Origin of the sequence: Streptomyces sp. CAI-85, from assembly GCF_013363615.1 — a bacterium.
GTDB lineage: Bacteria > Actinomycetota > Actinomycetes > Streptomycetales > Streptomycetaceae > Streptomyces > Streptomyces antibioticus_B.
Genome location: NZ_JAANNX010000003.1, coordinates 1 through 11,186, shown reverse-complemented (window position 1 = coordinate 11,186; position 11,186 = coordinate 1). Strand labels below are relative to the sequence as shown.

General features: G+C 75.5%; 4 protein-coding genes. All 4 read right to left on the bottom strand.

Annotated features, from left to right (window positions below):
* Positions 1-88: 88 nt before the first annotated feature.
* Positions 89-505 (bottom strand): nuclear transport factor 2 family protein, encoded by a 417-nt coding sequence (locus tag G6W55_RS05695; RefSeq protein WP_175519672.1) that lies wholly within the window; start codon positions 503-505, stop codon positions 89-91.
* A gap of 21 nt (positions 506-526) precedes the next feature.
* The gene (locus G6W55_RS05690; protein ID WP_085209693.1) at positions 527-961 is read right to left on the bottom strand and encodes an ester cyclase; all 435 of its coding nucleotides are present in this window, start codon (positions 959-961) and stop codon (positions 527-529) included.
* 95 nt (positions 962-1,056) lie between these two features.
* Positions 1,057-1,845 carry an SDR family NAD(P)-dependent oxidoreductase gene (locus G6W55_RS05685; RefSeq protein WP_175519671.1) on the bottom strand — a complete coding sequence of 263 codons (789 nt, stop codon included), beginning with the start codon at positions 1,843-1,845 and terminating at the stop codon, positions 1,057-1,059.
* Positions 1,846-1,847: 2 nt separating this feature from the next.
* Positions 1,848-11,180, bottom strand: coding sequence for an SDR family NAD(P)-dependent oxidoreductase (locus G6W55_RS05680; RefSeq protein ID WP_309243641.1), 9,333 nt, complete (start codon positions 11,178-11,180; stop codon positions 1,848-1,850).
* Between the last annotated feature and the right edge of the window lie 6 nt (positions 11,181-11,186).

Genomic DNA, 11,186 nt, shown 5'->3' with positions numbered 1-11,186 from the left:
GCGCGGCGGACTGCCGACTGGCGGACGACGTGGGGGAATGACGACGAACGTAATCGCGGGGTCCGGTCCGCACGCCCCTACCGAACCCCTAGCCGACCCGTACGGGGTGGCGGGGCACCGAGCGGCGGTGCGCGATCCGCCAGCCCTTGGGGGTGCGGACCAGGACGTCCACGTAGTCGCCGTTGTGGACGCTGCCGTCGGGCAGCACGGCCAGATAGCGGCTGCGGGCCCGGACCGTGCCGTACGGGTCCTCCGGGTCGACGTCGAAGACCGTGTCCAGGGTGTGGTGGTCGGGCGACCGGTCCCCGAGGGCGGTGTTGAACTCCCGGATGGCTTCCAGGCCGTGGAACTCACGTCCCGGCCCGGCCAGGACGATCACACCGTCGTCGGTGAACACCTCCTCCAGCGCGGCGGTGTCGCCGTTGTCGAAGACGTGCGCGAACCGCGCGAGGAGCTGCCGCAGTTCCTCGAAGTCGGCCGGGGTGAGGACGGAGTACAGGGACAAGGGGACTCCAGGGGGCGGGAGTTACAGATGGGTGTCGACCAACTGCTGGATGATGCCGAGGCGGTCGGGCAGCACGGTGTAGCGCACGACCTGGCCGTCACGGACGGTCAGGGTGCTGATGCTGCGGCCGGTGAAGGGCCTGCCGGACGCCGGGACGCCGAAGATGTTCCCCGCGTGGACGCCCTCGATCGTCCAGAAGACGATCACCCGGTCGCCCTCGGCGACCAGGTCGGTCACGGAGACTCGGAGGTCCTTGACGTTCTCCCACACCCACTGGGCGTGCTGCCGGAAGTCCTCGCGGGTGCCGGTGCCGCCGGGGCCGACCCGGGTCTCGTCGGCGGCGTCCGTGGCGACGATCTCCTCCAGGACGTCGAGCCTGCGGTCGTTGACGAACTCCTCGAAGTAGCGCCGGGCGACGGCCTTGTTGGCCTCGATGTCGTGCTCGTTGCTGCTCATCGCGATTCCTGTTCTGTGCGGGTGCGGGTACGGGTGCGGGTGCGGGTGGACCGGGCTGCCGGCGCGGTGGGTGCGGTGGGTACGGCGGGTGCGGCTCATCTGTCGGCGGGGCCGGGCGGCGGCGGCAGGATGCCCCCGTTGGCGCTCAGTCCGCCGTCGACGGGGACGGTCACGCCGGTGACGTACGAGGCGGCCGGCGAGGTCAGGAACCAGATGACCTCGGCCTGCTCGCGGGGGGACGCCCAGCGGTGCGCCGGGATGCGGCCGGTGATCAGCGCGGAGAAGTGCGGGTCGGCGACCTGGGCGGCGGTCAGCGCGGTCTCGGTGCCGCCGGGCGCGACGGCGTTGATCCGGATGCCCTCGGCCGCGTAGTCGACCGCCGTCCCGCGCACCAGGTTGATGACGGCGGCCTTGGTGGCGTTGTACCCCCAGGTGCCCGGGTCGCCGCGCAGGCCGGAGACGGACGAGGTGGCCACGATCGCTCCCCCGCCGACCGCCCGCAGGGCGGGCACCGCCGCCCGGATGCCGAGGGCGACGGAGCGGACGTTGACGGCGAAGAGCCGGTCGAAACGCTCGACCGCGCCGGGTGACTCCAGGGGTCCGGCGCCGCCGATGCCGGCGTTCAGCACCGCGGCGTCGAGCCGTCCGAAGCGGTCCACGGCGAGCCGTACGGCGGCGGTGTTCGTGGTCTCCTCGGCGACGTCGCCGACCAGGGTGGCCACGCCGTCCAGCTCCTCCAGCGCGACGAGGCCCTCCTTGTCCACGTCCACGGCGACCACCCGGTGCCCCCGTTCCACGAACAGCCGGGCGGTGGCGGCTCCGATGCCGGAGGCGGCCCCGGTGACCAGGGCGACCCGGGGGTCGGGTGCGGTGTCGGACGTCATCGTCAACTCCCTTTCAGTGCGGTGTGCTTGCCGCGGTCGTGGTTCTCCAGCGCGTGGAGTCTGCGCCGTACCGCGGCCGCGGTCGTCGGGGTGTGCTCCTCCAGGAGCGTGAAGTGGTCGCCGGGCACGTCCTCGGTCTCGTGCGGGACGGGCCAGTAGGCGCGCCAGTCGTGCCGCCCCGTCGGGTCGACGACGGTGTGCCGCAGCGGGGTGTCGGCGCGCACGGAGAAGACGGGCGCGGCCAGTGCCTCGGGCCGCCAGGGGGCGAACAGGTTGTTGTAGCCGCCCATCGCGGTGAGGCTGGCGTCGCTCCAGACCATGTCGTAGGTCTCGATGCGGTCGACCATGCCGGTGAGCATGGCCGTCATCCACCATTCCCCCATGCCCTCGCGGACGGCGCTGTCGATGGGGTAGGTGTCGACCAGGACGAGCCCGGCGGGGCCGCGGCCCTGCGCCTCCAGGCGGGCGGCGACGGCACTGGCGAGGCAGCCGCCCATGGACCGGCCGAGGATCACGTACGGCCGGTCCTCGCCGACGGTCTCGCGGACCGTCTCGGCGTGCAGGGCGAGGAAGGTGTCGAGGCTGTCGGGCAGCGGGTCGCCGGGGGCCCAGCCGGGTGAGGGCAGCACGAACAGATCGCGTTCGCCCTGGAATTCATGGGCGAAGCGGGCGTACTCGTGCGGTCCGGAGATGGCGCTGAGCGCGGGGAAGCAGACGACGGCCGTCTCCGCCCCGCCGCGTGCCAGGTGCAGAGGCGGCTTGCGGTGCCGGTCTCGGTCGGCAGCCGCGAACCGGGTGCGCAGCGCGGAGGCGACGCCGATGAGCGCGGAGGCGTCGGTGAACTTCCCCTCGGCGGCCAGCCGCCGGTAGAGCGTGGACAGCGGGTCGTCGGCGCCCTGCCGGGGGGCGTGGACGGCGGCCGGCTCCTCCGGGGGCGCCGCGGCGAGCAGGTCGTCGAGGTGGGCGGCCAGTTCGGCCGGGGTCGGGTGGTCGAAGGTGACCGTGGCGGCGAGGCGCAGCCCGGAGACGGCGGTGAGGCGGTTGCGCAGTTCGACGGCGGCCAGGGAGTCGAGGCCCAGATCGTTGAACGGGGCCTGCGCGCCCACCGATTCGGGCCGGGCGGCCAGGACGGCGGCGGCCTCCTCCCGGACGAGGGCCACCAGGATCTCCCGCCGCTCCTCGCCGCCTTGCCCGGCGAGGCTGGCGGACAGCGCCGGCCCGTCGGCGGCCGCGCGGGCCGTACGGCGAGACGGGCGCACCAGGTCGCGCAGGAGGGCAGGGAGCGGCTGGAGGTCGCCGAGCGCCGCCAGGTCGAGGGGTGCGGGTACCGCGTGGGCGGCCGGGGCGGCGAGCGCCCGGTCGAACAGCGCGGTGCCGCGGTCGGTGGCGATGAGCCGCAGACCGGCCCGCCGGGCGCGGGCGAGGTCGGCGGCGGTGAGATGGCCGGTGATGCCGCTGGCCTGCTCCCACTGGCCCCAGGCCAGGGACTGGGCGGGCAGCCCGTGGGCGCGGCGGTGCGCGGCGAGGGCGTCGAGGAAGGTGTTGGCGGCGGCGTAGGAGCCCTGACCCGGTGAGCCGAGGACCCCGGCCACCGACGAGTACAGGACGAACGCGTCCAGCGGCAGGTGGGCGGTGAGTTCGTGCAGATGCCAGGCGCCGTCCGCCTTCGGGCGCAGCACGGTGTCCAGGCGGTCGGGGGTGAGCGCGGTGGTGATTCCGTCGTCCACGACACCGGCCGTGTGGACCACGGCGGTCAGCGGGTGCGCGTCCGGGATCGCGGCGAGCGTCTCGGCCAGCGCGTCGCGGTCGGCGGTGTCGACGGCCGCGAGGACGACGCCCTCGGCGCCCGATGCGACGAGTTCGGCCCGGAGTTCGGCGGCGCCCGGCGCCTCCGCGCCGCCGCGGGAGGCGAGCAGCAGGTGGCGTACGCCCCTTCGGGCGACCAGGTGACGGGCGATCAGGGCGCCGAGGGTGCCGGTGCCGCCGGTGATCAGGACCGTGCCGTCCGGGTTCCAGCGCTCGGCCGGTGCCTGTGCGGAGTCGGCGGGCGCCAGGCGCGGTACGTGGATGTCGGCGCCGCGCAGGGCGAGTTGGGGTTCCCCGGTGGCCACGGCTGCGGCCAGCGCGGCGGCGGCCTCGGGGCTGCCGTCGGTGTCGACGAGGACGATGCGGCCGGGGTTCTCGGTCTGTGCGGAGCGCAGCAGGCCCCAGACCGCGGCGGCGACCGGATCCGGTGCCTCGCCGGGGTGTACGACGACGGCCGCGCGGGTGACGGCGACGAGCCGCTCGGACGTCGCGCCCTCGAGCCAGTCCTGCACGGTGGTGAGGGCCTGGTCCAGCGCGGCACGGACCCGCTGCGGGGTGCTCGCGCCGTCCGGGACCTCGCCGAGACGCACCTCGGTCCAGTCGAAGGGTTCGGCTCCGCCCGCCGAACTGTCCGCCAGGGACGGCCAGGTGAGGGCGTACAGGCCGTCGGCGGCCGCGCGCACCGGACGGGTGGTGAGGGAGTCCACCGAGACCACGGGCGCGCCGGTCGGATCGGCGGCGAGCAGGCTGAAGGTGTCCGCCGCGGTCGCGGTCAGCCGGACCCGCAGCGCGGTGGCGCCGGTGGCGTGCAGGGCGACACCCCGGTAGGCGAACGGAAGACGCGTGGGTCCCTCGGACTCCCCGTGCAGGCCCGGGAGTTGGAGGGCCGCGTCGAGCAGGGCCGGGTGGATGCCGAACCCGGTGGTCTCCGCGCGCCGCTCCTCGGGGAGGACGACGTCGGCGTAGTAGGTGTCGCCGTCCCGCCATGCCTCGCGCACGCCGCGGAACGCCGGGCCGTACTCCAGGCCGGTGGCGGCCAGGGCCGTGTACACCTCGTCCACGGGGACGGGTTCGGCGTCGGCGGGCGGCCAGACGTCGATGCGGTCGGCGGCGGCTCCCGGCCCCGCTTCGAGGATGCCGGTGGCGTGCCGGACCCAGTCGGCGCCGGGCGCCTGGGAGCGGACGGTGACGGGCCGGTCCCCGGCGGCGTCGGGGGCGTCGACGGCCACCTGGATCTTCACTGCGCCCTGCCGGGGCAGGGTCAGCGGTGTCTCGACCACGAGTTCCCCGAGTCGGCCGGTGCCGGCCGACTCGGCGGCCAGGAAGGCCAGTTCGACCAGGGCGGCGCCGGGCAGCACGGGGGTGCCGAGGACGACGTGGTCGGCGAGCCAGGGGTGGGTGCGCGGCGACAGCGAGCCGCTGAGCACCAGCCCGTCGGTGCCGGGCAGCGGCACGGCGGCCGCGAGCACGGGATGGTCGACACTGCCGAGGCCGAGCGCGTCCGCGTCGGCGGCCGTACCGGGCTCCAGCCAGAACCGGCGGCGCTGGAAGGCGTACGTCGGCAGATCGACGCGCCGGGCCCCGCTGCCCGCGAAGCAGGCGGCCCAGTCCACGGCGTGACCGCGGACGTGGGCGTGCGCGAGCGCGGTGAGCGCGGTCGCCGGCTCGGAACGGTCCCGGCGCAGCGCGGGTACGGCGACGACGTCGGCCGTGGTGCCGGATGTGCCGTCGGTGTCGCCGAGGGTCTGCCGCACCAGGGCGCTCAGGGTGCCGTCGGGGCCGAGTTCGAGGTAGGTCGACACGCCCGCGGCGTCGAGCGCGCGGACCGCGTCGGCCCAGCGGACGGCGTCCCGCACGTGCCGTACCCAGAACTCGGCGGTGGTCAGGTCCCCTTCGGCGGCGATCCGCCCGGTGAGCGCGGACACCACGGGGATCCGCGGCGGCTCGTAGGCCAGGGCGGCGACGACCGTCCGGAAGTCGTCGAGCGCGGCGTCCATGTGCGCGGAGTGGAAGGCGTGGCTGACGGTCAGGTGCCGGGTGCGCCGGCCGCGCTCCGCGAAGGCGGCGGCGAGCGCGTGGACGGCCTCGGTGTCACCGGAGACGACGACCGAGCGGGGTCCGTTCACGGCGGCGACGTCCACGCCGTCGGGCAGTTCGGCCCTGACCTCCTCCTCGGTGGCCTGGACGGCGGCCATGGCGCCCCGGGACGGGAGCGCGCCGATCAGCCGGGCCCGGGCGGCGACCAGCGTGGCCGCGTCCGGCAGCGACAGCACACCGGCGACATGCGCCGCGGTGATCTCGCCCACGGAGTGCCCGGCCACGAAGTCGGGGCGGACGCCCCAGGACGCGTACAGCCGGAACAGGGCGACCTCGACGGCGAACAGGGCCGGCTGGGTGAACACGGTGTCGTCCAGACCGTCCCCGGAGGCGATCACCTCGGCGAGCGGGCGGTCCAGGAGCGGATCGAGGACGGCGGCGACCTCCTCGAAGGCGTCGGCGAACGCCGGATACGTGTCGTACAACTCGCGCCCCATCGAGGCGCGTTGGCTGCCCTGGCCGGTGAAGAGGAAGGCCAGACCGCCCCCTTGGGAGGCCGAACCGGTGATCACGGTCGGCGCGGAGGTGCCGTCGGTCAGGGCGCGCAGACCTTCCGGGTCGCCGACGACCACGGCCCGTTCCTCCAGCGCGGCCCGGGTGGTGGCGAGGGAGAAGGCCACGTCCAGGAGGTCGGGGCGGGAGTCGTGGAGGTGGGCGGTGAGCCGTTCGGCCTGGGCCCGCAGTGCTTCGGAGGTGCGGGCGGAGAGGACCCACGGCAGTACGGCGGGCGCGGTGCCCTGCTCGGGTACCGAGGGCTCGGCGGGCGGGGCTTCGAGGATGACGTGCGCGTTGGTGCCGCTCACCCCGAACGCCGACACCGCCGCACGGCGCGGCCGGTCGACCGAGGGCCAGTCGCGGGCCTCGGTGAGCAGCTCCACCGCGCCGGACGACCAGTCGACGTGCGGGGACGGCTCGTCCACGTGCAGGGTCCTGGGCAGGACCCCGTGCCGGATCGCCTGGATCATCTTGATCACCCCGGCGGCACCGGCGGCGGCCTGCGTGTGCCCGATGTTGGACTTCACCGAGCCGAGCCACAACGGCCGTTCGGCGGGGCGGTCCTTGCCGTACGTCTCGATGAGCGCGTGCGCCTCGATGGGGTCGCCGAGGGTGGTGCCGGTGCCGTGGCCCTCGACGGCGTCGACATCGGCCGGGCCCAGCCCGCCCGCCGCCAGCGCCTGCCGGATCACCCGCTGCTGCGACGGACCACTGGGCGCAGTAAGCCCGTTGGAGGCACCGTCCTGGTTGACGGCCGAACTCCGCACCACCGCAAGCACTTCGTGCCCCAGCCGCCGCGCGTCCGACAACCGCTCCACCAGCAACAGGCCCACACCCTCGGCCCATCCGGTCCCGTCCGCACCCGCCGCATACGCCTTGCACCGGCCGTCCGGTGACATCGCCCGCTGGCGGCTGAACTCCACGAAGACGGTCGGGGTGGACATCACCAGCACACCGCCGGCGACCGCGAGATCGGCCTCCCCCGCCCGCAGCGACTGCGCGGCCAGATGCAGCGCGACCAGCGACGACGAGCAGGCCGTGTCCACCGTCACCGCGGGCCCCTCGAAACCGAAGGTGTACGAGATCCGCCCGGACGCCACGCTGCCCGCCGTGCCGATACCGAGGTAGCCCTCCAGTTCGGCGGGCACGTCCTGGGTGCGGCCCGCGTAGTCGCGGCCGGAGATCCCGGCGAAGACGCCGGTGCGGCTGCCGCGCAGGCCGGTCGGGTCGATGCCCGCCCGTTCGAACAGCTCCCAGGTGGTCTCCAGGAGCAGGCGCTGCTGGGGGTCGATCGCCGGGACCTCGCGCGGAGAGACGCCGAAGAACTCCGGGTCGAAGTCGGCGACCGAGTCGAGGAATCCGCCGTGCCGGGCGTAGGAGGTGCCGGGCTGGTCCGGGTCGGCGCTGTAGAGGCGGTCGAGGTCCCAGCCGCGGTCGGCGGGAAACTCGGTGAGGGCGTCGGTGCCGTCCGTGACCAGGCGCCACAGGTCCTCGGGGGAGAACACTCCGCCGGGGAAGCGGCAGGCCATGCCGACGATCACCACCGGATCGTCGTCCGCGGCCGTGCGCGCCGCCGTGGCCGGGGTGTCCGACTGGGCGGTGTGGCCGGAGAGTTCGGTGACCAGCCAGTCGGTCAGGGCGGCGGGGGTGGGGTGGTCGTAGACGAGGGTGGCGGGGAGCTGTCGGCCCACCGCCCCGGAGACCCGGTTGCGCAACTCGACCGACATCAGGGAGTCGAAGCCGTGGGCGCGGAAGGCCCGGGTCGGGTCGATGGCGTCGGGGGTGGCGTGGCCCTGCACGGCGGCGGCCTGCGCCCTGACGACGGTGAGGAGTTCGCGGCGCAGTTCGGCCGGGCCGAGTCCGGCCCAGCGGTCGGGGCGGACGTCGGTCTCGGTGGTGTTCTCCGCCGACCGGGCCCGGACGCCGGGGAGTTCGGCGGCGAGCGGGTTGGGGTGGCGGCGGAAGAGCGCGGGCCAGTCGGCGTCGGCGACCACGAGGTGCGGTTCGTCGTGGTCGAGGATGCGGCCGAGGACGGTGAGGGCGTCCGCCGGCGGGAGGGAGACCAGTCCGTGCCGGAGCAGGGTCTCCTCGGCGCCGTCGGCGGCGATGCCGTCGCCCGCCCAGTGTCCCCAGGCGATCGAGGTCGCGGGCAGCCCGGCCGCGCGCCGCCGGTCGGCGAGCGCGTCCAGATAGGCGTTGCCGGGGGCGTAGTTGGCCTGGCCGGGGATGCCGCACAGTCCGGCGACGGACGAGAAGAGGACGAACGCCGACAGGTCGGTGTCCCGGGTGAGGTCGTGCAGATTGCGGGCGCCGGTCACCTTGGCGCGCAGGGAGCGGTCGAGGTGGTCGGGGGTCAACTCGCCGATGAGGGCGTCGTGGAGGGCGGCGGCGGTGTGCACGACGGAGGTCAGGGGCAGGTCCGGTGGGACCAGCGCGAGCACGGCGGCGAGTTGCTCGCGGTCGGCGACGTCGGCGGCGGCGATGGTGACGCGGGCGCCCGACTCCTCCAGTTCGGCGGCGAGTTCGGCGGCGCCGGGCGCGTCGAGGCCGCGTCGGCTGACCAGCAGCAGGTGTGCGGCCCCGCGGGCGGCGAGCCAGCGGGCGAGGTGGCCGCCGAGGGCGCCGGATCCGCCGGTGATCAGTGTGGTGCCGGCCGGCGTCCAGCCGTCGCCGGACGCGGGCGCGGGCGGGAAGGGACCGGCGGGCACCAGGCGGCGGGCCAGGAGCCCCGAGGACCGGACGGCGATCTCGCGTTCGTGGCCGGGGCGGCGGTCGGCGAGAAGGGCGACGGTCCGCTCCCAGGCGCGGGCGTCGGGCCGCTCGGGCAGGTCGACGAGGCCGCCGGCGCGGGCGGGGTTCTCGGCGGCGAGGATCGCCCCGAAGCCCCACACCAGGGCCTGTTCGGGGTCGGTCACCGGATCCCCGGCGCCGGTGGAGACGGCGCCCCGGGTCAGGAACCACAGCGGTGCCGCCGTACCGGTGTCGTCCAGGGCCTGCGTCAGGGCGACCTGGGCGGCGTAGGAGCGCGGCAGGGCGGTGTGGCCGTCGAGGGGGCCCTCGGCGAGGCCGAGCAGGGAGACCACGGCGGTGGCGTCGGCGGTGGCCTCGGCGGGCAGGAGTGCGGCGAGCGCGGCACGGTCGGCGTCCGCCGGGACCGGGACCGTGACCGGGCGGGCGCCCGCGGTCTCCAGCGCGGCGGCCAGTGCCGGTACGTCCGGGTGGTCGGTGTGGGTGTCGGGGACGACGAGGATCCAGTCCCCCGCCGGGCGACGGTTCGCGCGGACCGGCCGCCACACCACGCGGTGGCGCCAGCGGTCCAAGGCACCGTCGGCCAGCCGGCGTTCCCGCCAGGACGTCAACGCGGGCAGCAGCGGGGCGAGTTCGGGGGCCGACAGGCCGAGGGTCGCGGCGAGCCGCTCGGGATCCTGTCCGTCGAGGAGGCCCCAGAAGCCGTCGTCGCCGCCGGTGGGCGCGGCGAGTTCGGGCGACCGGGTGGCGTCGAGCCAGTACCGCTCGCGCTGGAAGGCGTAGGTGGGCAGGGGGGCCGGTCCCGCTCGGCGCGGGGCGGGTCCGAAGGCGGCGGACCAGTCGACGCGCACGCCCTGGGTGTGCAGGTCGGCGACCGAGCGCAGCCAGCGGTCGAGTCCGCCCTGTCCGCGGCGCAGGGAGCCGGTGACGACCGGGCGGGCCGGGGTGCGGTGGTGCTCCAGCGTCTCCTGGATCGCGCCGGTCAGCACGGGGTGGGCGCTGACCTCGATGAAGACGGTGTGCCCGGTGTCGGCGAGCCTGCGGGTGGCCTCCTCGAAGCGCACGGTGCGGCGCAGGTTGTCCGCCCAGTAGCCGGCGTCGAGTCCCGCGGTGTCCTGCCAGTCGGCGGTGACGGTGGAGAGCATCGGGATCGTGCCGGTGCGCGGGGCGAGGCCGGCGACGGTGTCGAGCAGCGGGGCGCGCAGGGCGTCGGTCTGCGGGGAGTGGGAGGCGTAGTCGATCGGGATGACGCTGGTGCGCACGCCCTCGGCCGCGTAGACGAGACGCAGTTCGTCCAGGGCGTCCAGGTCGCCGGAGACGGCCACGGCGGAGGGGCCGTTGACGACACCGATGGAGAGCCGTCCGGGCCAGCGTTCGGCGAGCCGGGCGGCGACCTCGGCCTCGGGCAGGGCGACGGCCACCATGCCGCCGCGGCCGGACAGGCTCTCCAGGGCGCGGGCGCGCAGGGCCACGATCCGGGCGGCGTCCTCCAGGCCGAGCCCGCCCGCCACGTACGCGGCGGCCACCTCTCCCTGGCTGTGCCCGACGACGGCGTCCGGGGTGACGCCGTAGGAGCGCCACAGGGCGGCCAGTCCGGCCATCACGGCGAACAAGGCGGTCTGGAGGACGTCGGTGCGGTCGGGGTCGGGGCTGCCCTCGGCGCCGCGCAGCACGTCGGTCAGGGACCAGTCGACGTAGGGGGCGAAAGCGGCCTCGCACTCCTCGATCGCGGCGGCGAACACCGGTGCGGTGTCGAGGAGTTCGGCGGCCATGCCGTGCCACTGGGAGCCCTGTCCCGGGAAGACGAAGACGGTCTTGCCGTCGGTGGCGTCCGGGCGGGCGGTGCCGCGCACCACGTCGGCGGGGTCCTCCCCGCGGGCCAGGGCGCGCAGCGCGGCGGCCGGGTCGGCGGCGACGACCACGGCCCGTTCGTCGAAGGCGGTACGGGTGGCGGTCAGCGCGTGCGCCACGTCCGCCGAGGCTGCCCGGGCGGTGGTGCCGAGGTGGTCGGCGAGCCGGGACGCCTGGGCGCGGAGGGCGTCGTGGGTGCGGGCGTAGATCACCCAGGGCAGGACGGTGGTCACCAGGGCCGCTTCGTCGGCGCTCTCCGGGGCCGGGGGCGTGACGGGCGCGGGCGGGGCTTCGAGGATGACGTGCGCGTTGGTGCCGCTCACCCCGAACGCCGACACCGCCGC